At 63.2% G+C, this 24707-nt stretch carries 31 protein-coding genes and 1 pseudogene; 17 read left to right on the forward strand and 15 right to left on the reverse strand.

Annotation, left to right across the window (positions count from 1 at the left end; translation table 11 throughout):
- Nucleotides 1-81 precede the first annotated feature (81 nt).
- From LB554_RS22315 to LB554_RS22325, 3 genes are all read right to left on the reverse strand, one after another.
- Nucleotides 82-741, reverse strand: coding sequence for a peroxiredoxin (locus tag LB554_RS22315; protein WP_015315373.1), 660 nt, complete (start codon nucleotides 739-741; stop codon nucleotides 82-84).
- A gap of 208 nt (nucleotides 742-949) precedes the next feature.
- Nucleotides 950-1315: a cell division protein ZapA gene (locus tag LB554_RS22320; RefSeq protein ID WP_015315372.1), complete on the reverse strand. Its 366-nt coding sequence runs from the start codon at nucleotides 1313-1315 to the stop codon at nucleotides 950-952.
- A gap of 11 nt (nucleotides 1316-1326) precedes the next feature.
- Nucleotides 1327-1599 carry a DUF4164 domain-containing protein gene (locus tag LB554_RS22325; RefSeq protein WP_015315371.1) on the reverse strand — a complete coding sequence of 91 codons (273 nt, stop codon included), beginning with the start codon at nucleotides 1597-1599 and terminating at the stop codon, nucleotides 1327-1329.
- 261 nt (nucleotides 1600-1860) lie between these two features.
- On the opposite strand from LB554_RS22325, the gene tkt reads away from it, so the two are divergent.
- From tkt to LB554_RS22360, 7 genes are all read left to right on the forward strand, one after another.
- Nucleotides 1861-3852: a transketolase gene (tkt, locus tag LB554_RS22330; RefSeq protein WP_224587003.1), complete on the forward strand. Its 1992-nt coding sequence runs from the start codon at nucleotides 1861-1863 to the stop codon at nucleotides 3850-3852.
- Nucleotides 3853-4065: 213 nt separating this feature from the next.
- On the forward strand, nucleotides 4066-5076 hold the full coding sequence (gap, locus tag LB554_RS22335; RefSeq protein WP_015315369.1) for a type I glyceraldehyde-3-phosphate dehydrogenase: 1011 nt from the start codon (nucleotides 4066-4068) through the stop codon (nucleotides 5074-5076).
- 185 nt (nucleotides 5077-5261) lie between these two features.
- A complete protein-coding gene (locus tag LB554_RS22340; RefSeq protein ID WP_140720087.1) occupies nucleotides 5262-7142 on the forward strand; it encodes a potassium/proton antiporter in 1881 nt (626 codons plus the stop codon).
- Between the two features lie 155 nt (nucleotides 7143-7297).
- Complete coding sequence (locus tag LB554_RS22345) at nucleotides 7298-8494, forward strand: phosphoglycerate kinase (protein WP_224587006.1); 1197 nt, start codon at nucleotides 7298-7300, stop codon at nucleotides 8492-8494.
- A 145-nt stretch (nucleotides 8495-8639) separates the two neighbouring features.
- Entirely contained in the window at nucleotides 8640-9665 is a 1026-nt protein-coding gene (locus tag LB554_RS22350; RefSeq protein WP_224587009.1) for a class I fructose-bisphosphate aldolase, read from the forward strand.
- A gap of 175 nt (nucleotides 9666-9840) precedes the next feature.
- On the forward strand, nucleotides 9841-10614 hold the full coding sequence (locus LB554_RS22355; RefSeq protein ID WP_140663003.1) for a DUF899 domain-containing protein: 774 nt from the start codon (nucleotides 9841-9843) through the stop codon (nucleotides 10612-10614).
- Nucleotides 10615-10711: 97 nt separating this feature from the next.
- Complete coding sequence (locus LB554_RS22360; protein ID WP_140874847.1) at nucleotides 10712-11428, forward strand: SGNH/GDSL hydrolase family protein; 717 nt, start codon at nucleotides 10712-10714, stop codon at nucleotides 11426-11428.
- 26 nt (nucleotides 11429-11454) lie between these two features.
- Here the strand turns inward: LB554_RS22360 and LB554_RS22365 are convergent, their stop codons facing one another.
- Together LB554_RS22365 and LB554_RS22370 are read right to left on the reverse strand one after the other, a co-directional pair.
- The gene (locus LB554_RS22365) at nucleotides 11455-11634 is read right to left on the reverse strand and encodes a hypothetical protein (RefSeq protein WP_032922606.1); all 180 of its coding nucleotides are present in this window, start codon (nucleotides 11632-11634) and stop codon (nucleotides 11455-11457) included.
- Between the two features lie 98 nt (nucleotides 11635-11732).
- Nucleotides 11733-12686 (reverse strand): ring-cleaving dioxygenase, encoded by a 954-nt coding sequence (locus tag LB554_RS22370; protein ID WP_140712685.1) that lies wholly within the window; start codon nucleotides 12684-12686, stop codon nucleotides 11733-11735.
- Nucleotides 12687-12951: 265 nt separating this feature from the next.
- Between LB554_RS22370 and LB554_RS22375 the strand changes: the two genes are divergently transcribed.
- The 4 genes from LB554_RS22375 to LB554_RS22390 all read left to right on the forward strand — a co-directional run bounded on the left by LB554_RS22375 (nucleotide 12952) and on the right by LB554_RS22390 (nucleotide 15059).
- A complete protein-coding gene (locus LB554_RS22375; RefSeq protein ID WP_015315361.1) occupies nucleotides 12952-13119 on the forward strand; it encodes a hypothetical protein in 168 nt (55 codons plus the stop codon).
- An 85-nt stretch (nucleotides 13120-13204) separates the two neighbouring features.
- Nucleotides 13205-13795, forward strand: coding sequence for a DJ-1/PfpI family protein (locus LB554_RS22380; RefSeq protein ID WP_224587011.1), 591 nt, complete (start codon nucleotides 13205-13207; stop codon nucleotides 13793-13795).
- Between the two features lie 64 nt (nucleotides 13796-13859).
- Nucleotides 13860-14267 (forward strand): hypothetical protein, encoded by a 408-nt coding sequence (locus tag LB554_RS22385; protein ID WP_224587013.1) that lies wholly within the window; start codon nucleotides 13860-13862, stop codon nucleotides 14265-14267.
- 72 nt (nucleotides 14268-14339) lie between these two features.
- Nucleotides 14340-15059: a helix-turn-helix transcriptional regulator gene (locus LB554_RS22390; protein WP_013529238.1), complete on the forward strand. Its 720-nt coding sequence runs from the start codon at nucleotides 14340-14342 to the stop codon at nucleotides 15057-15059.
- Between the two features lie 64 nt (nucleotides 15060-15123).
- On the opposite strand, the gene LB554_RS22395 is transcribed toward LB554_RS22390, so the two are convergent.
- The 3 genes from LB554_RS22395 to LB554_RS22405 form a co-directional block, all read right to left on the reverse strand.
- Nucleotides 15124-15819: a DUF1013 domain-containing protein gene (locus LB554_RS22395; RefSeq protein ID WP_015315358.1), complete on the reverse strand. Its 696-nt coding sequence runs from the start codon at nucleotides 15817-15819 to the stop codon at nucleotides 15124-15126.
- Nucleotides 15820-16179: 360 nt separating this feature from the next.
- Nucleotides 16180-16320 carry a DUF1127 domain-containing protein gene (locus LB554_RS22400; RefSeq protein ID WP_013892619.1) on the reverse strand — a complete coding sequence of 47 codons (141 nt, stop codon included), beginning with the start codon at nucleotides 16318-16320 and terminating at the stop codon, nucleotides 16180-16182.
- 199 nt (nucleotides 16321-16519) lie between these two features.
- A complete protein-coding gene (locus LB554_RS22405; RefSeq protein ID WP_015315357.1) occupies nucleotides 16520-17530 on the reverse strand; it encodes an NAD(P)H-quinone oxidoreductase in 1011 nt (336 codons plus the stop codon).
- A 122-nt stretch (nucleotides 17531-17652) separates the two neighbouring features.
- Between LB554_RS22405 and LB554_RS22410 the strand changes: the two genes are divergently transcribed.
- The 3 genes and pseudogenes from LB554_RS22410 (at nucleotide 17653) to LB554_RS22420 (ending at nucleotide 19478) form a co-directional block, all read left to right on the forward strand.
- Entirely contained in the window at nucleotides 17653-17847 is a 195-nt protein-coding gene (locus LB554_RS22410) for a DUF1192 domain-containing protein (protein ID WP_015315356.1), read from the forward strand.
- A gap of 76 nt (nucleotides 17848-17923) precedes the next feature.
- A pseudogene (locus LB554_RS22415) lies at nucleotides 17924-19183 on the forward strand (MFS transporter); the annotation flags it as partial.
- Nucleotides 19184-19214: 31 nt separating this feature from the next.
- On the forward strand, nucleotides 19215-19478 hold the full coding sequence (locus LB554_RS22420; RefSeq protein ID WP_010911936.1) for an ArsR/SmtB family transcription factor: 264 nt from the start codon (nucleotides 19215-19217) through the stop codon (nucleotides 19476-19478).
- Between the two features lie 26 nt (nucleotides 19479-19504).
- Here the strand turns inward: LB554_RS22420 and LB554_RS22425 are convergent, their stop codons facing one another.
- The 5 genes from LB554_RS22425 to LB554_RS22445 are packed head-to-tail and all read right to left on the reverse strand — an operon-like array spanning nucleotide 19505 to nucleotide 22281.
- Entirely contained in the window at nucleotides 19505-19969 is a 465-nt protein-coding gene (locus LB554_RS22425; protein WP_140822495.1) for an SRPBCC family protein, read from the reverse strand.
- A gap of 17 nt (nucleotides 19970-19986) precedes the next feature.
- Nucleotides 19987-20358 (reverse strand): nuclear transport factor 2 family protein, encoded by a 372-nt coding sequence (locus LB554_RS22430; RefSeq protein ID WP_140712677.1) that lies wholly within the window; start codon nucleotides 20356-20358, stop codon nucleotides 19987-19989.
- Between the two features lie 13 nt (nucleotides 20359-20371).
- A complete protein-coding gene (locus LB554_RS22435) occupies nucleotides 20372-20695 on the reverse strand; it encodes an ArsR/SmtB family transcription factor (RefSeq protein WP_015315351.1) in 324 nt (107 codons plus the stop codon).
- A 5-nt stretch (nucleotides 20696-20700) separates the two neighbouring features.
- Nucleotides 20701-21357, reverse strand: a complete 657-nt coding sequence (locus tag LB554_RS22440) for a glutathione S-transferase family protein (RefSeq protein WP_140822497.1) — start codon at nucleotides 21355-21357, stop codon at nucleotides 20701-20703.
- A gap of 45 nt (nucleotides 21358-21402) precedes the next feature.
- Nucleotides 21403-22281, reverse strand: a complete 879-nt coding sequence (locus LB554_RS22445) for an alpha/beta fold hydrolase (RefSeq protein WP_140822499.1) — start codon at nucleotides 22279-22281, stop codon at nucleotides 21403-21405.
- A gap of 92 nt (nucleotides 22282-22373) precedes the next feature.
- On the opposite strand from LB554_RS22445, the gene LB554_RS22450 reads away from it, so the two are divergent.
- From LB554_RS22450 to LB554_RS22460, 3 genes are all read left to right on the forward strand, one after another.
- Nucleotides 22374-22895 carry a winged helix-turn-helix transcriptional regulator gene (locus tag LB554_RS22450; RefSeq protein ID WP_140616689.1) on the forward strand — a complete coding sequence of 174 codons (522 nt, stop codon included), beginning with the start codon at nucleotides 22374-22376 and terminating at the stop codon, nucleotides 22893-22895.
- Between the two features lie 76 nt (nucleotides 22896-22971).
- On the forward strand, nucleotides 22972-23205 hold the full coding sequence (locus tag LB554_RS22455; protein WP_023773965.1) for a hypothetical protein: 234 nt from the start codon (nucleotides 22972-22974) through the stop codon (nucleotides 23203-23205).
- 160 nt (nucleotides 23206-23365) lie between these two features.
- On the forward strand, nucleotides 23366-23797 hold the full coding sequence (locus LB554_RS22460; RefSeq protein WP_015315346.1) for a GlcG/HbpS family heme-binding protein: 432 nt from the start codon (nucleotides 23366-23368) through the stop codon (nucleotides 23795-23797).
- Between the two features lie 9 nt (nucleotides 23798-23806).
- On the opposite strand, the gene LB554_RS22465 is transcribed toward LB554_RS22460, so the two are convergent.
- Both LB554_RS22465 and rpmF read right to left on the reverse strand, forming a co-directional pair.
- Nucleotides 23807-24208: a hypothetical protein gene (locus LB554_RS22465; RefSeq protein ID WP_140792665.1), complete on the reverse strand. Its 402-nt coding sequence runs from the start codon at nucleotides 24206-24208 to the stop codon at nucleotides 23807-23809.
- Between the two features lie 252 nt (nucleotides 24209-24460).
- Nucleotides 24461-24643: a 50S ribosomal protein L32 gene (rpmF, locus tag LB554_RS22470; protein WP_008834724.1), complete on the reverse strand. Its 183-nt coding sequence runs from the start codon at nucleotides 24641-24643 to the stop codon at nucleotides 24461-24463.
- Nucleotides 24644-24707 lie beyond the last annotated feature (64 nt).

Genomic DNA, 24707 nt, shown 5'->3' on the forward strand with positions numbered 1-24707 from the left:
GTTGTCCGCCCCGACGAACCAGTCAAGCATGACTTGGTTCGCAGGAGCGGAAAACGCCGGAAACCATTCCGGCGTGCTGGCTCAGGCGGAGGGCTGCTTGGTCTTCCTGAGATAGGGCAGGATGGTCTCGTAGGCGCCGAAGCGCTTGATCGCATCCTCGTTGGAAACGGCGGCGGTGATGATGACGTCCTCACCTTGTTTCCAGTTCGCCGGCGTCGCCACTTGATGCTTGGCGGTGAGTTGCATGGAATCGACCGCCCGCAGGATCTCGTCGAAGTTGCGCCCCGTGGTCATCGGGTAGGTCAGCACCAGCTTGATCTTCTTGTCCGGCCCGATGACGTAGACCGAGCGCACGGTGGCGTTGTCGGCGGGTGTGCGGCCTTCCGAAGTTTCGCCGGCGCCGCCTGGCAGCATGTCATAAAGCTTGGCGACCTTGAGGTCCTTGTCGCCGATCAGCGGATAATGCACCGAATGGCCGGTCGCCGTCTTGATGTCGTCCTGCCATTTGCCGTGGCTTTCGACCGGGTCGACCGAAATGCCGATGATCTTGACGTTGCGCTTCTTGAACTCGCCCTCGAGCCCGGCCATCGTGCCAAGCTCGGTCGTGCAGACCGGCGTGAAATTCTTCGGATGGCTGAACAGGATCGCCCAGCCGTCGCCGATCCAGTCATGGAATTTGATGGCTCCCTGCGTGGTCTCGGCGGTGAAGTCCGGCGCGATATCGTTGATACGAAGACTCATGACCTATCCCTACCCCTTGTGAATGTGGCCGGATCTTCGCCGCCCGGCGCCCGGCACCTGATCGTAGCACCGCAGCGCGACTGATTAAACGCTGGAGATGACGGCCATTCACTCGATGGGCAAAAATTTTTCCCCACACGCGGGATCAGGCCAAAAATACGTCGTGGTATCGGGCATGAGACAAGCGGCAGGGATCAGCGAAGACGCCTCAGGCCTTGTTGATTGCCAGCGTCGCCGACAAATCTTCCATACGCTGCGCCAGGGCGCCGAGCGCGCTGGTCAGCACGCTGTCGCTCTTGTCGGCCTTGGTCAGCGCCTCGTCGCGCGTCTTGCGCAAGGTCAGCACTTCGCTTTCCATGCCCTTGACGCGCTTCTGCAGCTCGGAAAGCTCGTCCATCACCATGATGCCGGCCATGACGGTCAGCCGCTGGTCGCCGATCTCGCCGAAGGAATCCTTCAGGTGCGAGACATAGCGGTCGAAACGCTCGGCGAGATCAATCAGATGCTCTTCCTGGCCCTCGTCGCAGGCCATGCGGTACTGCTTGCCGTCGATTGAAACCGTGACCTGTGCCATCGGGCCAGCTCCTATCTGTCCAACACGGCGCGGATGGTTTCCATCGCGGTCACCAGCCGTCGCGACACTTCCTTGTTGGCGTCTTCCAGCCGTTCGGCGCGCGCTTCGGAATTGTCGAGTTCCTGCGCCAACCGCGAGCGGTCGGCATTCATCCGCTGTACTTCGGCCTCGGCTTCCGAATAGTCGCGTTCATGCTCGAGCTTGGCCGCGACGGCGTTTTCCAGCCCTTCGATGGCCTTGCTCAGCCTGGCGATCACTTCCTTGAGCGTGGTTTCCCCGGTCATGGCTTCGTCCTGTGCCCTGCCCATCACCGAATCGTTCGCGTTCAGAACGCGTTATCCCGGAAACATTAGGCACCGGGTGAAGGCAACGTCAATAAAGCTCTCGCGACTGTCCCCCGCTAACGCTAAAGTAGGTCCACCGCCGACATCACAAGACCGGCAAATCTGCACCCGATTTGTTGACTAAAAGCCCGCGCCTGCTATGTGTCGCGCACCCTTTTCAAGGGCTCTCCCAAGCCCCCAAACCCCCACCCTGGAGGTACCATGACGTCGCGTGAACAACATGACCGGATGGCCAATGCGATCCGTTTTCTCTCCATGGACGCCGTCGAGAAGGCGAATTCCGGCCATCCCGGCCTGCCCATGGGTTGCGCCGACATTGCCACGGTGCTGTTCACCCGCTTCCTGAAATACGATCCCAAGGCCCCGCATTGGGCCGACCGTGACCGCTTCATCCTGTCGGCGGGCCATGGTTCGATGCTGCTCTATTCGTTGCTGCACCTGACCGGCTACGAAGACATGACCATCGACCAGATCAAGCACTTCCGCCAGTTGGGCTCGAAAACCGCCGGCCATCCCGAATATGGCCACGCCACCGGCATCGAGACCACGACCGGCCCGCTCGGCCAGGGCCTCGCCAATTCGGTCGGCTTCGCGCTCGGCGAGCGCATCATGAACGCCGCCTTCGGCAACGACCTTGTCGACCACTACACCTATGTGCTGGCCGGCGACGGCTGCCTGATGGAAGGTGTTTCCCAGGAAGCCATCGCCCTTGCCGGTCACCTCAAGCTCAACAAGCTGATTGTCTTCTGGGACAACAACAACATCTCGATCGACGGTCCGGTTTCGCTCGCCGACAACACCGACCAGGTCGCGCGCTTCCAGGCCTCCGGCTGGAACGCCAGCCACATCGACGGCACCGATCCGGAAGCGATCGCCTACGCCATCGAGGCCGCCCGCCATTCCGACAAGCCGACGATGATCGCCTGCAAGACGACCATCGGCTTCGGTGCTCCGACCAAGGCCGGCACCAACAAGGCGCACGGCTCGCCGCTCGGCCCAGATGAGATCGCTGGCGCGCGCAAGTTCTTCAACTGGGACTCGCCGCCCTTCGAGATCCCGGCTGACATTCTCGATGCCTGGCGCTCCGCCGGCAAGGCCGGCGTCAAGGCGCGCACGGACTGGGAAGGCCGCCTGGCCAAGGCCGATCCAAAGCTGAAGGCCGAGTTCGAGCGCCGCACCAGTGGCAAGCTGCCGGCGAATTTCGACGCCGTCATCGCCGACTACAAGAAGAAGCTTTCAGCCGACAAGCCGAAGGTCGCGACCCGCAAATCGTCGGAAATGGCGCTGGAAGTCATCAATGGTGCGGTGCCGGAAACCATCGGCGGCTCGGCCGACCTGACCGGCTCCAACAACACCAAGACCAGCCAGACCAAGAACATCACGCCGGACGATTACGGCCAGCGCTATGTCCATTACGGCATCCGCGAACACGGCATGGCTGCCGCGATCAACGGCCTGACGCTGCATGGCGGCGTCATTGCCTATGGCGGCACCTTCCTGTGCTTCTCCGACTATGCCCGCCCCTCGATGCGGCTTGCCTCGCTGATGGGTATCCGCTCGATCTTCGTCATGACCCATGATTCCATCGGTCTGGGCGAAGACGGGCCGACCCACCAGCCGGTCGAGCACATGGCCGCCCTGCGCGCCATTCCCAACCACAATGTGTTCCGTCCGGCCGACGCGGTGGAAACCGCCGAATGCTGGCAGATCGCGCTCGAATCCGAAAAGACGCCGTCGACCCTGGCGCTGACCCGCCAGAACCTGCCGACCGTGCGCACCGAGTTCACCGAAAAGAACCTGAGCAGCCAGGGGGCCTATGAGCTCGCCGCCGCCAGCGGCGAGGCCGCCGTGACGATCTTCGCCACCGGTTCCGAGGTCGAGATCGCGCTTGGCGCACGCGACCTTCTGGAAAAACATGGCCACCCGACCCGTGTCGTCTCTGTGCCTTGCTTCGAACTGTTCGACAAGCAGACCGACGCCTATCGCAAGAAGACGATCGGCGAGGCACCGATCAAGATGGCGATCGAGGCCGGCATCCGCCAGGGTTGGGATCATCTCATCGGCTCGGACGGCATCTTCATCGGAATGACCGGCTTCGGTGCGAGCGGTACGATCGAACAGCTTTATCCGCATTTCGGCATCACCGCCGAGGCGGCCGCCAAGGCGGCGGAAGCCCGCCTGCACGGCGGATGAGGCCCGGGCATGTCGCCCAAAAGTGTGTCGCGGTCTTGAGATAACGACATGCACGAAACAAAATACCCGGCGAGATCGCGTGAAAAGCGGTTTTGCCAGGCTGGCCCAACCTAATCGATTTAAATCCAGCCCGCTGCGGCTGGATTCTTTGCCCGTCCGCCGCTATGAAGCTGCGGATCAATCGTCTGCCCTCCAGCTCCCCGGGAGAGAAAAATGACTGTCAGAGTTGCCATCAACGGATTTGGCCGCATCGGCCGCAACATCCTGCGCGCCATCCATGAGTCCGGCCGCAAGGATATCGATGTCGTCGCCGTCAACGATCTCGGTCCGGTCGAGACCAACGCCCACCTGCTGCGCTTTGACAGCGTGCACGGCCGCTTTCCGCATGAAGTGTCGGTCGACGGCGACCAGATCAGCGTCGGCAAGGAGAAGTTCAAGGTCACCGCGATCAAGGATCCGACGCAGCTGCCGTGGAAGGAACTCGGCATCGACATCGCGCTCGAATGCACCGGCATCTTCACCGCCCGCGACAAGGCCGCCGCGCACCTGACCGCCGGCGCCAAGCGCGTGCTGGTCTCGGCGCCCGCCGACGGCGCTGACTTGACCGTCGTCTACGGCATCAACCACGACAAGCTGACCAAGGACCACATCGTCATCTCGAATGCGTCCTGCACCACCAACTGCCTGGCGCCGCTGGCGGCCGTCCTGCATGAGACGGTCGGCATCGAAAAGGGCATGATGACGACGATCCATTCCTACACGGGCGACCAGCCGACGCTGGACACCATGCACAAGGATCTCTACCGCGCCCGCGCCGCCGCCCTGTCGCAGATCCCGACCTCGACCGGTGCCGCCAAGGCGATCGGCCTCGTCCTGCCCGACCTCAAGGGCAAGCTCGACGGCATCTCGATCCGCGTGCCGACGCCGAACGTCTCGGTCGTCGACTTCAAGTTCATCGCCAAGCGCTCGACGACGGTGCAGGAAATCAACGAGGCGGTCATCGCCGCCTCCAACGGCAAGCTGAAGGGCATCCTCGGAGTCACCCATCACCCGAACGTGTCGATCGACTTCAACCACGATCCGCGGTCCTCGATCATGGCGCTCGACCAGACCAAGGTGATGGACGGCAACTTCGTTTCGGTGCTGTCCTGGTACGACAATGAATGGGGCTTTTCCAACCGCATGGGCGACACCGCGGTCGCTTTCGGCAAGACCATCGCCTGATCGAAGATCGATCTCCCGACACTCGAAACGCCCGGCTTCGTCCGGGCGTTTTCATTTGCCGGAGCAGCAACGCGAAAATCGGCGGCGCCGGGCAAAAAACCACCCTCCCGCCTTGCACTGGTCACGCCTTCGCCCCACTCTGCCGTGAAGCCAGGAGGCAGAGGAATTCGAGGGGCAAATCACGGATGGAGCATGCGATCTATCTCGTTACGCTGGTCGGCACGGCGCTTGTTGTCGCCGCGGCGTTTTCGAGCCTGATCGCCTTTCGCTTCGGCGCCCCGCTCCTGCTCCTGTTTCTGTGCATCGGGCTCGCCACCGGGACCGACGGGCTCGGCATCCAGTTCGACAATGCCCGCATCGCTTATTTTGCCGGCTCACTGGCGCTCGCCGTCATCCTGTTCGATTCCGGTTTCGGCACGCCGCTCAACGCCCTGCGGCAGGCGGCAGGACCAGCCCTGTCGCTGGCGACCTTCGGCGTCCTTCTCACCACCGGCCTGTTCGGCGCCGCCGCCTACTACCTGCTCGACCTCAGCTGGCTGGAATCCTTCCTGCTTGGCGCAGCCGTCGCCTCGACCGACGCGGCGGCGGTGTTCTTCCTGCTGCGCGCCGGCGAGATCAATCTGCGCGAGCGCGTGCGCTCCACGCTTGAGGTGGAATCGGGCACCAATGATCCGATCGCCATCTTCCTGACCATCACGCTGGTCGAGATCATCGCCGCCCACGCCAACCCCGAAGCCAATGTCCTGGTCACCAATCTCATCCTCGGCTTCCTCATCAACATGGGGCTTGGCGCGATCGTCGGCGTGCTCGGCGGCCTCGCCATCGTGCGCCTTGTCGACCGGCTCAACCTCGACCATGGCCTGCTGCCGATCTTCGTGCTGACCCTGTCCTTGATGGTCTTTGCCGCCGCCGGTGCCATCGGCGGCTCCGGCTTCCTGGCGGTCTATATCGCCGGGCTCATCGCCGGCAATTCCGACATCCGCGCTGTCACCATCCTCAAGCGCTTCCAGGACGGCATGTCGTGGCTGGCGCAGATCATCATGTTCCTCATCCTCGGCCTGTTCGCGACGCCCTCGCAGTTCCCGGCGATCATGGTGCCTGCGATAGCGCTTGGCCTGTTCCTGATGTTCGTCGCCCGTCCTGTCGCGGTCTGGCTCTGCCTGGTCCCGTTCCGCCTGCCGCGTCCCGAAGTCGCCTTCGTCTCCTGGGTCGGCCTGCGCGGCGCCGTGTCCATCCTGCTCGCCATCACACCGCTGCTCGGCGGGCTGGAAAACGGCCGCACCATCTTCAACGCCGCCTTCATCATCGTTCTGGTGTCCCTGGTCATACAGGGCTGGACCGTCGGCCCGCTGGCGCGGCGCCTCGGCCTGATCGTGCCGGCCCGGCTCGGACCGCTGGACAAGGTCGAACTGGAACTGCCCGGCTCCGCGCACCACGAACTCCTTGCCTATCGTGTGGCGCCGGGCAGTCCGGTGGCGCGCGGCGAACGCATCCCGCGCTGGGCGCGGCCCTCGCTGGTGCTGCGTGACGGCCGCTCGATGCGTTTCCAGGACATGGGCCGGCTCGCCGCCGGCGATCAAGTCTACATCTTCGTGCCCGATCGCTATCCCCGCCTGCTCGACAAGCTGTTCGCCAGCCGCGCCGTCGTCGATCCCGAGGATGCCGATTTCTTCGGCGCCTTCGCCGTCGATCCAGCGCGTTCCGCCGCCGAACTGGAAGCCGCCTATGCGCCCGGTCTCAGCGAGGCCGAGCAGAAACAGACCGTCGGTGCGCTGGTCACGGCGCGGCTCGGCGGCCATGCCGAATATGCCGACCGCGTGCTGCTTGGTCCGATCGAGCTGATTGTGCGCGACGTCGACGACAAGGGCAAAATCACCGGGCTCGGCCTGTCCTTCGAGCCGACCGCGCCGGTGGCGCGCGTGCCTGTCTTCCTGAGCGCCGGCGAGATCGGCGACCGTCTCGCCGCCTTTATCCGCAGCTGGCGCAAGCCGGCTGAGGCGCGGGGGGCAACACAGGCGGATGACGCCCCTGAGCCCCCGGTCGAGAAAGCGTCGGCCGAAAGCTGAGGCGGGCGACCGTTTGCCCGCTGACATAGGCCGGGCGGTCTTCACGGACTATGTCCCCGTCCGCCTCAAAATTTCGCACCCGGCCCCAGCCAAAGCCTTGCATCGTCATTGATGCGAGGTATGGTCCCGGCGATTTCAGACGAAAGGGAACCGGCATGGCTGTCTTCAAGACACTGGACGATATCGGCAACATCAGCGGCAAGCGCGTGCTGGTGCGCGTCGACCTCAACGTTCCCGTCGCTGAGGGCAAGGTCACCGACGCCACCCGCATTGAACGCATCGCGCCGACCATCGCCGAATTGTCCGGCAAGGGCGCCAAGGTCATCCTGCTCGCCCATTTCGGTCGGCCCAAGGATGGTCCCTCGCCTGAATTCTCGCTGGAGCCGATCGCCAGGGCGACGGCTGAGGTGCTCGGCCGTCCCGTTGGATTCGCCTCCGACTGCATCGGCGACACGGCAGGCAGCGCTGTCGCCGCAATGGACAAGGGCGACGTGCTGCTCCTGGAAAACACCCGCTTCTACAAGGCCGAAGAGAAAAACGATCCCGCTTTTACCGAACGGCTCGCCGCCAATGGCGACATCTTCGTCAACGATGCCTTTTCCGCCGCCCACCGCGCCCATTCGTCGACTGAAGGGCTGGCGCACCTCTTGCCCTCCTTCGCCGGCCGCACCATGCAGGCCGAACTCGAGGCGCTGGAGAAGGGCCTGGGCAACCCGGTCCGTCCGGTCGTTGCCATCGTCGGCGGCGCCAAGGTCTCGACCAAGATCGACCTGTTGATGAACCTGGTGAAGAAGGTCGATGCTCTCGTCATCGGCGGCGGCATGGCCAACACCTTCCTCGCCGCGCGCGGCACCGATGTCGGCAAGTCGCTGTGCGAGCACGACCTGGCTCCGACCGCCAAGCAGATCATGATCGAAGCGGCGGAGGCCGGCTGCGCCATCATCCTGCCGGTCGACGGCGTCGTCGCCAAGGAATTCAAGGCGGGTGCGGCCTGCGAGACCATCGCCATCTCCGACGTGCCGGCCGATGGCATGATCCTCGATGTCGGCGCCAAGACTGTGACGATGATCGGCGAGTGGATCGACCGCGCCGCGACGCTTGTCTGGAACGGACCGCTCGGCGCCTTCGAGATCGAGCCGTTCGATCACGCCACGGTGGCGGCGGCCAAGTATGCAGCGGCGCGCACAAAGGCGGGCAAGCTGGTTTCGGTCGCCGGCGGCGGCGATACCGTGGCTGCATTGAACCACGCCGGTGTCGCCGACGACTTCACCTATGTCTCGACCGCCGGCGGCGCCTTCCTGGAATGGATGGAAGGCAAGCCATTGCCCGGCGTGGACGTGCTGAAGCGCTGAGGGCACGACGGCTCACCGGCAATTCGATCAACTCGAAGGGAGCTGGCGGCAGCGCCGGCCACTTTCGCTCGATTCGAGCTTTCCGGCGTCATTCCTTTGGCGGTAGTGTCCTGCTGGCCGATACCAACCGGTTAGGAGAAGCATGATGAGCGAACGTCTCGAAGACATTGCCGCCGCGATTGTGGCCAACGGCAAGGGCCTGCTGGCCGCCGATGAAAGCTCCGGCACGATCAAGAAGCGCTTCGACGTCATCGGCGTCGAATCTACCCCCGACAGCCGCCGCGACTACCGCGAGATGATGTTCCGCGCCAAGGACGCGATGGCCAAATACATTTCCGGCGTCATCCTCTATGACGAGACCATTCGCCAGAAGGCCGCCGACGGCACGCCGCTGGTCGACATCATCAAGGCGGCGGGCGCAATTCCAGGCATCAAGGTCGATGCCGGCGCCAAGCCGCTGGCCGGCTTTCCCGGCGACACCATTACCGAAGGCCTCGACGGCCTGCGCGAGCGGCTTGTCGACTATTACAAGCTCGGCGCCCGTTTTGCCAAATGGCGCGCGGTGATCGACATCGACACCGGCAAGGGCGTGCCTTCGGTCACTTCGATCAACTCGAACACCCATGCGCTTGCCCGCTATGCCGCACTTTGCCAGGAGGCCGGCATCGTGCCGATCGTCGAGCCCGAAGTGCTGATGGACGGCGCTCACGACATCGACACTTGTTTTGAGGTCTCCAAGGCGACGCTGATAAAACTCTATGACGAGCTCCACGCTGCCGGTGTTGTCCTCGAAGGCACGATCCTGAAGCCCAACATGGTGCTTTCTGGCAAGAAGTCGGGCACGGTGGACAGTCCTGAGCAAGTCGCGGAGAAAACGATAAAGCTGTTCCGCGAGACGGTGCCGGCCGCGGTGCCGGGCATTGCCTTCCTCTCCGGCGGTCAGGAGGACGAGGAGGCGACCGCCAACCTCAATGCCATCAACGCCATCGGCCCGCATCCGTGGAAGCTGACCTTCTCCTATGGCCGCGCGCTGCAGGCCGCCCCGCAGAAGGCATGGAGCGGCAAGGCCTCGAACATCGCCGCCGGCCAGGCCGCCTTCACCCACCGCGCCCACATGAACCACCTGGCGGCACTTGGGAAATGGAAGGCGAGCCTGGAACAGGCTGCCTGAAGCCCCTGCTATCCCTCCCTTCGAACCCGGGCCGACATGCCCGGGTTTTTTGTTTTGGCGCACCGGCCTTGGGTCAAGGCATTCGAATTCCTATTTTCTCTGGGCATCCCTGACAGCGGCGATGTCGGGGCGAGCCCATCCCGTACGTCCTTGGGGTGCAGACAGGGAGAAGTTCATGCATCGCAACAAGGTCGTTTCGCGCGAAGAATGGTTCGAGGCTCATAAGGCACATCTGGCCCGCGAGAAGGAACTGACGCGGCTTCGCGAGCGCGTCGCGGCCGAGCGGCGCGAACTCCCCTGGTTGAAAATTCGCAAGGACTACGTCTTCGAGACCGAACGGGGGCCGAAGAAACTTGCCGATCTGTTTGGCGCCAATAGCCAGCTGATCGTCTACCATTTCATGTTCGGGCCGGGCTGCGTCAATCATTGCGAAGGCTGCTCCTTTCTTGCCGATCATATCGACGGTGCCAACCAGCACCTCATGCACCACGACGTATCGCTGGTCGTGATCTCGCGCGCGCCGCTGGACGAGCTTGTAGCCTACAAGCAGCGCATGGGCTGGAAGTTCGACTGGGTGTCGTCCTATGCGTCTGATTTCAACTTCGATATGCAGGTTTCCTTCACCGACAGGCAGATCGCGGCTGGCGACACCACATACAATTTCGAGACCCGAGCCCGGACATCGAAGGAGCTTCCGGGCGCCAGCGTTTTCTACAGGGACGAGAACGGCGACATTTTCCTGACCTTCGTTTCGCGTGCCCGCGGCGGCGAACAACTGATCGGCGCCTACCACTATCTGGACCTGACGCCGAAGGGCCGCGATGAGACCGGCCTCTACCGCAACCTGATGGATTGGGTGCGGCTGCATGACGAATATGCAGGCGAGCCGCAAGCGGAGCGCGATTGCCACGATGGCTCAGAGCCCCTTCGGAATTGCGTAAAGGGGTAGAGCGTTCGAGGCGATCCTGTTTTCGCCGGAAATGCTCGTTCACCTCTCTCGCGACATGCGTTAAATGCTGGTCGCAAACCAGTTCAATGGACCAGCGATGCGACGCTTTCCGACCTTCCTCACCTGGCTCGCCTTCCCGATCTATGTCTGGCAGGGATTGGGTGTCCGCCGCCGCACCTCGCGCATGCTGCCGGCGCAAGGACCGGTCATGCACGAGATCTCGGGCGAGGCTCCGGCGATCTCGCTGTTGGTGCTGGGCGATTCCTCCGCCGCTTCGGTCGGCATCGGGAATTCCGAAAACGGGCTTGCCGCGCAGCTTGCCGTCATGATTGCGCAGCGCACCGGCGGCGCTGTGCGCTGGCGTGCCGCCGGCTTCAATTCGGCGACATCTGGTCAGATCCGCGACCATGTCCTGCCCAATCTGTCGGCTGATCCGTGGACGCATATCGTGCTCGCCATCGGCACCAACGACACCAAGAATTTTCATTCCGTGCCGCGCTTCAAGAAGGAGTTCGGCGGCCTCCTCTACGCGCTGCGCGCCAAATGGCCGGAGGCGCGCGTGGTATGGTCGCCGGTGCTGGAGTTCACGCGTGCACCAGCCATGCCATCGCTGCTCGGCAAGATCCTCGAGATCCGCGCCACCGCGATGAACCGGATGGGCGAACGCCTCTGCCTGGAGCGCGGCGCGGTGCCGGCGCCGCGCCTGCCGATCACCAACCCCGAGGCCGGTTTTGCTTCCGACGGGTTTCATGCCTCGGAGGCCGGCTACCGGGCCTGGGCGGAACATCTCGTGGGCCCAGTGCTTGCCGGCTGAAGAGCGACCGCAGCTGTCGCCAGGCCTTATGTCAGGTGCCCGAGCACGGCCGCCAGTGAGATCGCCGCCATGGCTAGCAATGCCAATTTCCAGAAATCGCCGCGGCGCCTGAGCCCCGGCCAGCCGAGCGGCTTGATGAGCTGGATGACCATGAACCCGACGATGACAAGGGCGAGGAGTTTCGTCATGCTGCCTTTGACCAGCAACGCTTGCGCCTGTCAAAGCGGTTCGTTCGGTCTCCGGGAAAGAAAAGGCGCCGCGAACCCGAAGCGGAACGCGACGCACGCCTTGACCGCGCAGCAATCTACTTCAGCGGCTTGAGGCCAGCCTCGATCGATGCGCGTTTTGCCTCCAGGAACGGGGGCAGGGCAAGGCTTTCGCCCAGCGTCTCCAGCGGCTCGTCGGCGGTGAACCCTGGCCCGTCGGTGGCAATCTCGAACAGGATGCCGTTCGGCTCACGGAAATAGAGCGAGCGGAAGTAGTAGCGCTCGACCTCGCCGCTTGACGGCAGCCGGAATTCCGCCAGGCGCGCCGTCCACTGATGCAGCGTCTCCTCGTCTGGCGCCCTGAAGGCGACATGGTGAACCGCACCGGCGCCTTGCCTTGCGGGTGCCAGCCCGGGCTGCACGGCCACATGAAGCTCCGCCGCCGGCCCGCCCGCGCCCATTTCGAAGACGTGGACCTGGCCCTCGCCATCAGGCGAGGCATAGTCGCGGACCTTGCGCATGTTCATCACCCCGGCCAGCACCGCCTCGGTGTTGGTGATGTCGGGAACACTGATAACGATCGGCCCCAGTCCGCGGATCTGATGCTCGGCCGGCACCGGGCTTTGCGCCCAGGGATGGCTGCCGCCCTTGCCGCCATCGCTGACGAGCCGCAGGCGCTGGCCTTCGGGGTCCTCGAAATCCAGTGACTTGTAGCCGCCGACATCGGCAATCTCTCCTGTCACGATGCCCTCGCTGGCAAGGTGCTGCTTCCACCAGCCAAGGCTCTCCTGGCTGCCGACCCTGAGGCTAGTCCGCGCGATGCTGTGTGTGCCGCGCCGTTCGCGGCCGATCGGCCAGTCGAAGAAGGTGAGGTCGGTACCCGGCGTTGCCTCGCCGTCGGCATAAAAGAGGTGGTAGGCCGAGGTATCGTCCTGGTTCACTGTTTTCTTGACCAGCCGCAGCCCCAGCACCTTCGTGTAGAAGTGAAGATTGCCGGGCGCATTGGCGGTGATGGCGGTCAGGTGGTGAATTCCTGTCAGTTGCAAGCTCATGGTGGTCTCCCTGTTTTTGGGGAAGAATTTTCTCCTTTCATATCAGAACTCCGGTCACTTCGCTGAAGGCCGCCTATCCCGACAGTTCGTCGCCAAGCTATGAACAATACTGCCTCGATTAACCCTTCCTTAGTGAACAATCCGCGCTCGCGCGACCCGTCACGACAAGAACGGAACAGTCGCCACACGACCTGCCATCCTCCTGACAGACTGCTGTCAGGAGGGGTGTGCGATAGTGTCTCCGGTTAGAGAGAGGAGATTGGTCATGAACGGTTTTACCATTCTGCGCGGCATGCAGCATTATGTCGGCAAGATCCGCACGATGCGCAACGAGATCCGGACCCAGCGGTTCATGAACGCGCTGCCCGCAGACATTCGCAAGGATATCGGCTGGCCGGACATGTATGCCGAGCGTCGACATCACGGCAATTGAGACGAAAATTTTCAACGCAGCGGTTGGATGCTCACGCGTCAGCACCCAGATATCAAGTCCGGCGCGCGAGGGATGGAGCGAGCTCATGTCCGATCAGAAGACAATCGGCTTTCTGTTCATCGAAGGTTTTGCCGACTGGGAATATGGGCTGCTGGCGGCCTCGGCGGTCGAATGGTTCGGCGCTCGCGCCGTGTCGCTGACGCCCGACGGCAAGCCGGTGACCGGAATCAGCGGTTTTAAGCTGACGCCAGACCGCTCGGCCAGCATCAATGAGAATACCGATCTCGATGCCGTGGCCGTCATCGGTTCCGACCACTGGGCGGGCAAGACGCCGCCGGATGCTGCCGAACTGCTGATGGCTGTCGCATCGCGCGGCGGTGTCGTTGGTGGCATCTGTGCGGGAACGCTGGCGCTGGCCCGAGCCGGCATGTTCGAGAACTCCAGACATACCAGCAATGGCCGTGACTGGATCAGCCGTCACGAGTCCGGCTATGCAGGCGACGGCAATTATCAGGATGTGCCACATGCCGTGGCCGACGGCAAAATCGTGTCCGCGCCAGGTTCGGCGCCCGGCACTTTCGCCCTTGCCTTCCTGCAGACGCTCTACCCGGAAAAAGGCAGCGAACTCGCGCAGATGCGGACGCTGTTCGCCAAGGAGTATGCTGAAGCCTCCTGACAGCATGCTGTCAGGAGGTGCGTGCGATGGTGGAATAATGCGTATGGCCGGCCGAGGACGATCGATGCAAAACTGGAACGACAGGCTGAACGCGCCTGGCATCAACGGTGTGAAGCCAACGCCGCGCACCGTAGGGGACGTTATCGAAGGCCAGCCCATGCTGGTGCCGACCGCGCGCCAGGTCGACGATTTCATCCGCTCCATCCCCGAAGGCGTCGATATGGACGTTCGCGCGCTGCGCACGGCCCTTGCCATCGAGCATGGCGCCGAAGTGACATGCCCGGTCACCATGGGCTATCATCTGCGTACGGTCGCCGAGGCTGCCAAGGAGTATCTCGAGCGCGGCATGACGCTCAGCGACGTCGCTCCCTTCTGGCGCGTTCTCGATGCGAAGACGCCGACAACGAGGAAACTGTCCTTCGGCGCGGAATTCGTCGCCGCGCAGCGCAAGCGCGAAGGGCTGAAGCCGTAATGCATGTCATGTGGAAGTGGATCCGGTCAGGGAGCCACGGCATGCATGGGAAAAACACTGGGGAAGCAAACGATGCGCCGCGCCGACAGGCTCTTTCAAATCGTGCAGCATCTGCGTGGTGGCCGCCTTGTCACCGCCCAGAAGCTCGGCACATGGCTCGAGGTTTCCGAGCGAACCATTTACCGCGACATAGCCGACCTGCAGTCGACCGGAGTGCCGATCGACGGCGAGGCTGGCGTTGGCTATATGATGAGGGAGGGTTTCGACCTTCCGCCGCTGATGTTCACGCGTGACGAGATCGTGGCGCTGGTAGCCGGCGCCCGCATGGTGCGCGCCTTTGGCGGCGCCGCCATGGCGCGGGCCGCCGACGAGGCACTGGTCAAGATCGGTGCCGTGCTGCCCGATGCCGAGAAAGACCGCATCGCCCGCACCGAGATCCACACGCCGATGTGGGTGGTCAGCGATGCCGCCCGCGAGGCGATCGACCTGATCGAGCGCGCGGTCGAAAAGCGCCAGGTGCTGACCATCGACTACTCGGACGAAGCCGGCCGCGGCACCGCGCGCGATATCAGGCCGCTCGGCCTGTGGTTCTGGGGCAAGGTGTGGACGCTGGTCGCCTGGTGCGAGATGCGCGATGATTTCCGCGCCTTCCGCATCGACCGCATTGCCTCCGTGGTCATCGCCGGCCGGATCTTCAAGCCGGAGCGCGGCAAGCAGCTTGCCGATTTCTACCGGGCGGTGGAGCGCAGCGAGGACTACGGCATGGCGCCCGACCGCGCGGCGCGAAGCTAAGACTTGCCGAGCCGCACAAAATAGCCCGCTCGAAGCGGGCTATTTTGTTGCGTTGGCGAAAAGTCTATTCCTCGTCGTCCGTATCGGTGTCCTTCGACTTCAGCGCCGACAGCTTGGCGAAGACGGCGTTTGCATCGAGCTCCGCGTCCTCATCCTTCGGCTTCTCCGGTGCAGGCACCAACCGCTCGGTCAATGCCGCCGGCAGCAGCGTGTCGCCGACCGGCTGAGCCTGTTCGCGGCCGCGCGAGGCGCGGTTGACTTCCATGTCGAGGTCGATCTGCGAGGCGAGACCCAGCGTCACCGGGTCCATCGGCTGCAGATTGGCCGAATTCCAGTGCTTGCGTTCGCGGATCTGCTCGATCGTTGACTTGGTGGTGCCGACGAGGCGCGAAATCTGCGCGTCCTTCAGCTCGGGATGGTTGCGCACCAGCCACAGGATGGCGTTCGGCCGGTCCTGGCGCTTCGACAGCGGCGTATAGCGCGGGCCCTTGCGCTTGGATTCGGGCACCCGCACCTTGGGATCGGAAAGCTTCAGGCGCTGGTTCGGGTCCTTCTCGGCGCGCGCGATCTCGTCGCGGGTCAGCTGGCCGGTCATGATCGGATCCATGCCCTTGATGCCTTGCGCTGATTCTCCGTCGGCGATCGCCTTGACCTCGAGCGGATGCAGCCCGCAGAACTGCGCGATCTGCTCAAAGGAAAGCGCGGTGTTGTCGACCAGCCAGACGGCGGTCGCCTTGGGCATCAGCAGCGTATTGGCCATGTGCAAATCCTTCTCGTTCGCCCGCGTTCCCGCGCGGGCGGTGGTTTAGAGCCACCAAAATGGGAAATTCGCGGCCTGTATAACCGTTCCAGACTGCTTTCGCAACGTTTTTGGAAGAGCTGGGAACGACGTGGCCAACCGAGGCACGCGGTGACGGCTAACGTTTGCCACGGCGGTCCAAACCCTGCCGCCGCATTTGCCGCGGATCGCCATGGCATATCACGCCGAAGCCGAGATGAATCCAATCCCCCAAAAGACAAAACCCGCCGGACAGGGTCCAGCGGGTTTGGAACCGGCGACGACAAGCGTCTGCGGCGGCTCTGCATTGCGACCCTGCCTTGCGGCGGGTCGCGCTTGCAATCAGATCGCCTGACGGGCGATCCGCTCGATGTCGCCGCGGTTGATGCCGAGGTCGCTGAGCTGACGGGCGTTGAGGCGGTTCAGTTCGCGAACGGTCTCGTTGTACATGCGCCAGTTACGGAAAGCACGGATCGGGTTCATGGTAGTCCTCCTGAATTGGGTTCGTTTCGATGATGCTCAAATAGTGATCATCGGGCGGGACTTGAACAGCCGATTTTGCATAGCAATGATGCAAATGCTGCATTGCACCATTAAGCTTCTGTTCATCTTGTAGGCAGGAGACAAGGGCGCTGGCCAGACCGTGTCGAGCCGGTCAGCCCGAGCCGAAAATGCCGACGTCCTAGCCGACGTCGAGCACGATCTTGCCTATATGCTCGCCCTCCTCCATCCGCTCATGCGCACGCCAGGCGTCGGTGAGCGGGTAGATCATGTCCATCACCGGTGCCACCTTGCGCGTGCCCAGCAGAGGCCACACCTGTGCCTCCAGCGCCGCCGCGATCGCCGCCTTGAATTCGACTGTGCGCGGCCTGAGCGTCGAGCCCGTATGGGTCAGCCGCTTGACCATGACCTTGGAAAAATCGGCACTGGCGACAGCGCCTGCCTGAACCGCGATCTGCACGATCCGGCCCTCGACAGCGGCGGCCTCGTAGTTTCGCTGGACATAGTCGCCGCCGACCATGTCGAGGATGACGTTGGCGCCTCGGCCTTCGGTCACCTCCTTGACCGCGGTGACGAAATCCTGCTCGCGGTAATTGATCGCACGGTCGGCTCCGATCTTCAGGCAGGCGTCGCATTTCTCCTGGGATCCGGCGGTGGTGATCACATAAGCGCCGAAGGCCGAGGCGAGCTGGATCGTCGTGGTGCCGATGCCGGACGAGCCGCCATGGACGAGCAGTGTCTCACCCTTCTTCAGGCCGCCGCGTTCGAACACATTGTGCCAGACGGTGAAATAGTTTTCCGGCACCGCCGCCGCTTCCGTGTGGGTGAAGCCCGCCGGCAGTGGCAGAACGCTGCCTGCATGAACCCTGACATATTCGGCATAGCCGCCGCCGGGCGTGAGCGCGCAGACCCTGTCCCCGATGCGCCAGCGCGATATCTGGTCGCCAAGAGCGGCCACTTCTCCCGACACCTCGAGGCCCGGCAGGTCCGATGCACCGGGCGGAGGCGGGTAGGCCCCCTTGCGCTGCTGCACGTCCGGCCGGTTGACGCCGGCGGCATGCACCTTGATCAGGATTTCGCCGGGGCCGGGCTGCGGTACGTCGCGCGTTTCCGGTTTCAGCACCCGTGGGCCACCCGGCTCCGAGATAGCGATCGCCGTCATCCGTGCCGGAATTTTCTGTCCGCTCGCCATGAAGTTTTCCGTCTTTCCTCGCCGCACTCTTACCGGCTGTTTGCATCGACGCCCTTGCCCTATGTATGCTCATTGCCAAATCAGGCAAATGGCCAATCTGGTCTGGCGGAGGAGGAGCAGCCATGGCGATCTTCGACGACGAACCCAAGAAGAAGGCACGTCCGCACGAGATCGGGCAAGACCTGTCGCTGCTTTCCGTCGGTGAACTGTCCGAGCGCATCGGCATCCTGCGCGACGAGATCGCCCGGCTGGAGGCCGAACTCAAGACCAAGGACACCACCAAGTCGGCTGCCGAGGCGCTGTTCCGTCGCGGATAAGTTCGCTGAGGTAACCGCCCGCCGCCGAAAACCGAATGCGACTGCCTTTAAACCTGCGTCCCCGCCCAGTCCCCAGCCGGATCAAAAAATGCTCGCAGCCTACAGACCGATCCTTTCCCTGCTTCGCGGCACCGCCTTTCTTCTGGCTGCATCGGGACTGCACGGGCTGCTGCTGCCCTTGCGCGGCCAGGTGGAAGGGTTCTCGACCGCTTCGCTCGGCCTGATGGGCACGGCTTGGGCCGGCGGCTTCGTCACCGGCTGTTTCTTTGCGCCGCGCATCGTGCGCCGCGCCGGACATGTGCGCGCCTTCGGCGCCTTTGCCGCGTCCGGCGCCATCGTGGCACTGCTGACGGGCCTGGTCATCGACGAGTATGTCTGGATCCTGCTGCGTGCCTTCACCGGTTTTACCATGGCCGGCGCCTTCATGGTCATCGAGAGCTGGCTCAACGAAAAGGCCACCAACGAGAACCGCGGCACCGTCTTCGGCCTTTACATGATGGTCACCTATGCCTCGATCATGGGCGGCCAGATGATCGTCGCCGGCGGCGACGTGAAATCGGCGTCGTTGTTCATGATCACCGGCATCCTGTTTTGCCTGTCACTGATCCCGACGGCCGTGTCGACCGCCTCGCATCCCAAGCCGCTGCAGGACGTCAAGCTCGACGTCAAAGGACTCTACGCCAACTCGCCGGTGTCGGCGATCGCTTGCCTTTTGATCGGCATCGCCAATGGCGCCTGGGGCACGCTCGGCGCCGTCTACGGCGCCCGCATCGGAATCTCCACCGCCGAGATCGCCTTGATGATGAGCCTGGTGGTCGTCGCCGGCGCCGCCATGCAACTTCCGGCCGGGCGCCTCTCCGACAAGACCGACCGGCGTTTCGTGCTGGCCGGTGCCGCCTTCGGCGCGGCGCTGTTTGCGCTGCTCATCTTCCTGTTCGAGCCGCGCTCGGCGGTCTTCGTCCTCGTCTTCACCGCCGCCTACGGCGCTTTCGCCTACACGCTCTATTCGATCGCCGTAGCGCATGCCAACGACCACGCCCGGTCGGAAGATTTCGTCAAGGTGTCGGGCGGGCTGCTGCTGCTTTACGGCTTCGGCACCATGATCGGGCCGTTGCTGGCCGCCGCCCTGATGGGCTGGATGCGCCCGGAGGGCCTGTTCCTGGCGACAGCCTTCGCGCATCTGTCGCTGGCCGGCTACACGCTGCTGCGCATCAGCCGCCGCGCGCCGGTGCCGATCGGAGATCGCGATGCCTTCAAGACGCAGCCGGCCGACCGTTCGGTGACCCCCGAAGCATTGCGGCTCGATCCGAGAAGAAAAGCAGAAGCAAACAGTTGAGATTTGAAAAACTTTGCCTCACAAATGAGGCATGATGTTTTCCGACGCCTTCATGGCGATCGCCGATCCCAATCGGCGCCATCTTCTGGAAGAACTTCGACGCGGTCCGAAGACCGTCAACGAATTGGCGGCCGGGCTGCCAGTCTCCCGCCCGGCGGTATCACAGCATCTGAAAGTGTTGCTCGACGCCGGACTGGTCAATGCCAAGGCTGAAGGGACGCGGCGTGTCTATACGGTGAGCAATGCCGGCTTCCTCAGACTCAACATCTGGCTCGATCAATTCTGGGAAGCCTGATCCTCTTCGGTCAGCAGCCACAACGATCAGGTTTCCATCCGCAAAAACTTGCCGAGAAGATCGAGCAACACCCCGGTCCCATGCTCGCGTGTGCCGGACGTGTCATGGCCATCGAGGAAAGCGCCCTGCTCGGTCAGCACCAGGCGCGTGCCCTCGTCTTCGGCAAAAAGTTCGATCGTGGCTAGCGACACCGAGATTCTGATATCGCCGAACAGCATGTCGTAGCTGTAGACGATGCGCTGGTCGGGCACGATATCCCAGTAGGTGGCAGTGTAGACATGGATCGGCCCATCCTTTGGCCCACCAGCGTTGATCTCCTTGCCGCCGACGCGAAAGTCCAGTTCGTATCGGCCGGGCATCGGGTTGCCCGGATCGGTGAACCAGTGCCGCTTGGCGTCCGGATTGCTGAGCGCGAAAAAGACCTTCGATGGCGCCGCGGGATAGAGGCGCTCGATAACGAAGGTGGAGTGGACGACGGAACGTTCGGTCACGGTTGGGTCCTCGTTGGTCAGCTTGATGGATTCTGCGGAATGAAGGCGCCACCGCGATAGCTGGCGCCGAAATAGACCTCGACGCTGCGCAACTGGTCGCCGCGAAACGAATGCAGCTCGGTGTTGCGAAAGGTCTTTCCTTCAAGCGTCTCGCAGCTGTATCGGACGAACACGTCATTGCCGTCTTCGCAAATCCGCTCGATCGTCATCGACCGGAACAGCTTGCCATTCGGCCAGCAGCGCTCGAAATAGGTCGTGCGATCGATGGCGTCGTCATAGGGGCTGGTGAAGGTGAAATCGTCGGCAAGGGTCGCCTCCATGACGGCGCGGTCGCCGGCCTGAAAGGCCGCGAAATAGCCGCGGACCAGATCGGATTTTCTCTTTGACATGGCATGCTCCTCTTCAGTTCTCCGCAAGAAAATCGCCGAGCCGATCCAGCCGGCGTTCCCATGAGAGGCGCCGCTCATTGATCCAGTGTTCGGCCGCGCGCAGCGCCTTCGGCTCGATCTGACAGGTGCGCACCCGTCCGACCTTTTGCGTGCGCACGAGGCCGCTCGCCTCCAGGAGATTGAGGTGCTGGACGACCGCCGATAGCGACATCGCCAGCGGCTCGGCCAACTGGCTCACCGACGCCGGGCCGCGTGATAGCCGGTCGACCATCTGCCGCCGCGCCGGATCGGCGAGCGCCTGGAACATCAGGTCGAGTTGGGCGGGATCGTGCAGCATCGCGATCAGCCGTTGTTGTAGGGAAAGAACTTGAAGTAAGGCTGCGCCTCCTCGATCACCCTGGTGAAGGCGGCGCGCTGCAGCAGGCGGTCGTGATAGCGCTTCACGGCGGGATAGCTGTCGCCGAACGGCTCGACCTTGTTGGCATAGAAGAGCGCCGGAGACGCCGCGCAATCGGCCATGGTGAAGATATCGCCCACAGCCCATTCCCTCGACAGCATCTCCCGTTCGATGATGGCGTAGGAATTGCGCAGCTGGCTCCGCGCCTGCTCGACACCGAATGGATCGGTCTTGTCCTGCGGCCGCAACCTGTCGCCGACGATCTTCTGCATCGGCTCCTGCACATAGAAATCATAGAAGCGGTCGGCCTGGCGGACCGCCAGCGCCAGGTCGATGCCTTCGGGAACGAGGTCAATCGGTCCCGGATAGTGCGCGGCCAGATATTCCACGACGATGGTCGATTCCAGCACCGTCCGGTCACGCGCGTCGTCGCGCAGCGCCGGCATCTTGCCGGTCGGCGAAACCTTCAGAAAGGCCGCGCGCGATTGCTCATCGCCTAGGTCGACGATGACGGGCGCAAAAGGCGTGGCGTTCTCGTAGAGCGCGATCAGCGGCTTCCAGCAAAAGGAGGCCAGCGGATGGAAATGCAGCGTCAGGGACATTCTTGTGCTCATCTGTTCTGTGGAAACACTGAAGCATTTACTTAACTATTGCGGCAGGCCTCGCTCGTCAAGGCTCGCCCACGAAGTCTCAGCTGGATCGACATGCTCGACAATGGCGGCTTCTATATCAGGCCAGTCATCCGGATGCAGTTCGTGACCGCCGCCTTCGACACGAAGGAGTTTCGCGCCGGCAACTGCTTGGGCCAAGGCCTCGCCATGCTCGACCGGAAATATCGGATCCGACGTGCCGTGGATGACCAGAAGCGGCACTGCCAGTTCGTGCAGGCGACCCTTCCATTGGTCATTGCCCTTGAGCATGAAATGATTGGTGGCACTGAGCAAGCCGCCGGACCTGGTATAATCCCGCTCGATGAACGCCCTCATCCCGGCCTCGTCGAACGGATGCGCGGTGCTGGCGATCGCGCGTGCATCGCTGACCATGAAGTCGATGACCTGGCGGCGGTCCGCCCAGTCGACTTTGGCCCCATCGGCCGAATGCTCCATATAGGCGTCGGTCGTTTGCGGCAGATGCGACGTGTCGGTCCCCACGGGCGAACTGCTGATCACGGTCAGCGAAGCGACGCGCGAAGGGTGCCGGAGCGCGACGAGCTGCGCGATCATGCCGCCCATCGACATGCCCGCGACATGCGCCTTGCCGATGCCGTAACTGTCGAGAACGGCTATCGCGTCGTCAGCCATGTCGTCGAAAGTGTAGGGCGGCTGTCCCACCAGATATTTGGTCGACCGGCCGGTATCGCGATTGTCGTAGCGGATCACGTAAAGGCCGGCGTCCGCGAGCTTCCGGCAAAACGCCTCCGGCCACCACAGCATCGAGGCCATCGCGCCCATGATCAGCAGCAGCGTCGGATCCGCCGGATCGCCAAACGCTTCCGATATGATCTCGGGACGGTCTTTGCTCGTCATTTCATGGCCTCCTCATCTGCTTGCATTTTGCAATCGGTTGCACGATAGTAAAACCGATACGATAATGCAACCGGTTTTGCGGAGAAAATGGAATGACCCTCGATCGCCGGTCCGGCTGCCCGATCAACCTTTCACTCGAGGTGTTCGGCGACCGCTGGAGCCTGATCATCCTGCGCGACATGATTTTCGGCGGCAGGCGCCATTTTCGCGAGCTGCTCAACGGCTCGATGGAGGGTATCGCCTCCAACATCCTCGCCGACCGTTTGAAGCGGCTGATGGAGCTCGGCATGCTGACCAAGGCGGACGACCCCAGTCATAAGCAGAAGGCGATCTACAGCCTGACCGAGATGGCCATCACGCTGGTGCCCATCCTGGCCCATCTCGGCGCCTGGGGCCGCGTCTGGCTGCCGACAAGCGAGGAACTCTCGATCCGCGCCGAACTCCTGGAAAAGGGCGGACCTCCAATGTGGGAGAAATTCATGGACGAATTGCGCCATGAGCATCTCGGCACCCCCCTCGACACAGCGCCCGGCTCCTCTGTCCGCGCGACGCTGCAGGCCGCCTATGAAGCGGTGGTTGCTGAAAAGCCCCGCAACGCCAGCCCGGCCGTCTGACCAACTATTTTCCCCGTTGAAAGGCCGGCTCTGCTACAAAGGACGGAAATCACACTTCACGGGATTGGATACGCTCTTGGTTGAGAACTCTAGGGACACTGCCCGCGCGCGTGCCGATCTGCGCTTCAAGAAGCAGGAAGAGGCGGCGACGGTCCGGCAGAAAGCCATGGCCGAATACGTCGCCGAGAGCGATGCCCGCAAGGCCAAGACCGACAAGCTGCGGGCGCTGCGGCTGGCCAAGGAAGCCGAAGATCTAGCCAACGCGCCTGCCGCACCTGCCAAGAAGCCGGCCCGCGCCAAGAAAAAATAGCCCGTCTCTCCGCCAATGCCTCGTCCTGGATCGAGCGGTCGTAACGCATCCGACAGGCACGCCTTCGTCCCGCTGCTTCGCGGGAAGCAATTTCAACCGAAAGCGGGATTGCCTGGTCCGGCTGGCCGGCGATGATTGGGCTGTTCAACAGGAGATTGCCATGACCGCGCTGTCGCTCGAAAAAGCCGTAGAGATCATCAATGCCGCCTTCGCCAGGGGCGCCGATCTCAAGCTCAAGCCGCTCGGCGTCTCGGTGCTCGACGCCGGCGGGCACCTGGTCGCCTTCCAGCGCCAGGACGGCGCCTCGTTCCTGCGCCCGCAAATGTCGGCCGGCAAGGCTTATGGCGCGCTGGCGATCGGCATGGGCTCGCGCAGGGTCGAGGCCTTCGCCAAGGAGCGCCCGCATCTGGTTGCCGGCATTTCCGACGTGTCGGGTGGACGCGTGCTGCCGGTCGTCGGCGGCGTGCTGATCCGCGACAAGGCAGGCAGTGTCATCGGCGCTGTCGGCATTTCCGGCGACACGTCTGACAATGACGAGGCGGCCGCGATCGCCGGCATCGAAGCCGCCGGCTTCGCCGCCGATCCGGGCTGAGGTTCCGGTCTAATTCAAATTGATGTCGCGGCTGGCCGACCGCATCGACACCGCGAACCCGGCCAGCACGTCGAACAGCGCGATGATCAGCAGCGTGAAGAAGATGGAGTGCGCGGCACCCTTCACCAGCAGAAACTCGACCAGGAAAGCAACGAAGACAAGCGTCGACAACAGATGGTCCATGATCGAGGCGGTGGTCGTGCGCGCCGACTTCACCATTTCAAGGAACAGAAAAATCAGCCCGATCAGCACGATCAGGTCGCCGAGCGTCATCGAGAACACCCCGCCCGACATCATGCGGAACGAGAACATCTCGCTCGCCCACGGATCGTCGCCGCCGCCGAATATACCGAGCAGGCCGAGATTGTAGAGCACGAAAGGCACGATCAAAAGCGGGACGGCACCGAACATCTGGCGTCTCCATATGGGGGCACCTTCTGTAGAATGCCCCACAGGCACGGCGTCAAGATTTTTCGTGCGCGGCCGCAAACACGGTCGAATACCGGATGCAACAACCATGTCAGCCGGTTGCCCGGCCGACATGAAAGACGAGACAAAAAAGCTCAGCGCTTGAAGTAGCCGGCGCGCAGGGCAAGGCCAAAACGCAAAAAGACCGGCCAGAAGCCGGTCTTTTGTAACTCGGTTGCTTGGGAAAAGCTGGTCTCAGCTTTCCTTGGGCGTCAGCACCTGGCGACCGCGATACATGCCGGTCTTCAGGTCGATGTGGTGCGGGCGGCGCATTTCGCCGGAGTTCTTGTCCTCGACATAGGTCGGGGCCTTGAGGGCGTCGGCCGAGCGGCGCATGCCGCGCTTGGACGGAGAGGTTTTGCGTTTCGGAACGGCCATGGATATGCTCCACTACATGGTCAAAAGCCCCGCCCGCCCTCGTGAAAGGGCCATGTCGGGGCCT

The sequence above is a fragment of the Mesorhizobium sp. CO1-1-11 genome (assembly GCF_020164995.1).
Taxonomy (GTDB): Bacteria; Pseudomonadota; Alphaproteobacteria; order Rhizobiales; family Rhizobiaceae; genus Mesorhizobium; species Mesorhizobium australicum.

What these genes read in the sequence shown, in the direction of transcription:
- LB554_RS22315 (WP_015315373.1), bottom strand. Translation starts at nt 741, where the DNA reads ATGAGTCTTCGTATCAACGATATCGCGCCGGACTTCACCGCCGAGACC.
- LB554_RS22320 (WP_015315372.1), bottom strand. Translation starts at nt 1,315, where the DNA reads ATGGCACAGGTCACGGTTTCAATCGACGGCAAGCAGTACCGCATGGCC.
- LB554_RS22325 (WP_015315371.1), bottom strand. Translation starts at nt 1,599, where the DNA reads ATGACCGGGGAAACCACGCTCAAGGAAGTGATCGCCAGGCTGAGCAAG.
- tkt (WP_224587003.1), top strand. Translation starts at nt 1,861, where the DNA reads ATGACGTCGCGTGAACAACATGACCGGATGGCCAATGCGATCCGTTTT.
- gap (WP_015315369.1), top strand. Translation starts at nt 4,066, where the DNA reads ATGACTGTCAGAGTTGCCATCAACGGATTTGGCCGCATCGGCCGCAAC.
- LB554_RS22340 (WP_140720087.1), top strand. Translation starts at nt 5,262, where the DNA reads ATGGAGCATGCGATCTATCTCGTTACGCTGGTCGGCACGGCGCTTGTT.
- LB554_RS22345 (WP_224587006.1), top strand. Translation starts at nt 7,298, where the DNA reads ATGGCTGTCTTCAAGACACTGGACGATATCGGCAACATCAGCGGCAAG.
- LB554_RS22350 (WP_224587009.1), top strand. Translation starts at nt 8,640, where the DNA reads ATGAGCGAACGTCTCGAAGACATTGCCGCCGCGATTGTGGCCAACGGC.
- LB554_RS22355 (WP_140663003.1), top strand. Translation starts at nt 9,841, where the DNA reads ATGCATCGCAACAAGGTCGTTTCGCGCGAAGAATGGTTCGAGGCTCAT.
- LB554_RS22360 (WP_140874847.1), top strand. Translation starts at nt 10,712, where the DNA reads ATGCGACGCTTTCCGACCTTCCTCACCTGGCTCGCCTTCCCGATCTAT.
- LB554_RS22370 (WP_140712685.1), bottom strand. Translation starts at nt 12,686, where the DNA reads ATGAGCTTGCAACTGACAGGAATTCACCACCTGACCGCCATCACCGCC.
- LB554_RS22375 (WP_015315361.1), top strand. Translation starts at nt 12,952, where the DNA reads ATGAACGGTTTTACCATTCTGCGCGGCATGCAGCATTATGTCGGCAAG.
- LB554_RS22380 (WP_224587011.1), top strand. Translation starts at nt 13,205, where the DNA reads ATGTCCGATCAGAAGACAATCGGCTTTCTGTTCATCGAAGGTTTTGCC.
- LB554_RS22385 (WP_224587013.1), top strand. Translation starts at nt 13,860, where the DNA reads ATGCAAAACTGGAACGACAGGCTGAACGCGCCTGGCATCAACGGTGTG.
- LB554_RS22390 (WP_013529238.1), top strand. Translation starts at nt 14,340, where the DNA reads ATGCGCCGCGCCGACAGGCTCTTTCAAATCGTGCAGCATCTGCGTGGT.
- LB554_RS22395 (WP_015315358.1), bottom strand. Translation starts at nt 15,819, where the DNA reads ATGGCCAATACGCTGCTGATGCCCAAGGCGACCGCCGTCTGGCTGGTC.
- LB554_RS22400 (WP_013892619.1), bottom strand. Translation starts at nt 16,320, where the DNA reads ATGAACCCGATCCGTGCTTTCCGTAACTGGCGCATGTACAACGAGACC.
- LB554_RS22405 (WP_015315357.1), bottom strand. Translation starts at nt 17,530, where the DNA reads ATGGCGAGCGGACAGAAAATTCCGGCACGGATGACGGCGATCGCTATC.
- LB554_RS22410 (WP_015315356.1), top strand. Translation starts at nt 17,653, where the DNA reads ATGGCGATCTTCGACGACGAACCCAAGAAGAAGGCACGTCCGCACGAG.
- LB554_RS22420 (WP_010911936.1), top strand. Translation starts at nt 19,215, where the DNA reads ATGATGTTTTCCGACGCCTTCATGGCGATCGCCGATCCCAATCGGCGC.
- LB554_RS22430 (WP_140712677.1), bottom strand. Translation starts at nt 20,358, where the DNA reads ATGTCAAAGAGAAAATCCGATCTGGTCCGCGGCTATTTCGCGGCCTTT.
- LB554_RS22435 (WP_015315351.1), bottom strand. Translation starts at nt 20,695, where the DNA reads ATGCTGCACGATCCCGCCCAACTCGACCTGATGTTCCAGGCGCTCGCC.
- LB554_RS22440 (WP_140822497.1), bottom strand. Translation starts at nt 21,357, where the DNA reads ATGTCCCTGACGCTGCATTTCCATCCGCTGGCCTCCTTTTGCTGGAAG.
- LB554_RS22445 (WP_140822499.1), bottom strand. Translation starts at nt 22,281, where the DNA reads ATGACGAGCAAAGACCGTCCCGAGATCATATCGGAAGCGTTTGGCGAT.
- LB554_RS22450 (WP_140616689.1), top strand. Translation starts at nt 22,374, where the DNA reads ATGACCCTCGATCGCCGGTCCGGCTGCCCGATCAACCTTTCACTCGAG.
- LB554_RS22460 (WP_015315346.1), top strand. Translation starts at nt 23,366, where the DNA reads ATGACCGCGCTGTCGCTCGAAAAAGCCGTAGAGATCATCAATGCCGCC.
- LB554_RS22465 (WP_140792665.1), bottom strand. Translation starts at nt 24,208, where the DNA reads ATGTTCGGTGCCGTCCCGCTTTTGATCGTGCCTTTCGTGCTCTACAAT.
- rpmF (WP_008834724.1), bottom strand. Translation starts at nt 24,643, where the DNA reads ATGGCCGTTCCGAAACGCAAAACCTCTCCGTCCAAGCGCGGCATGCGC.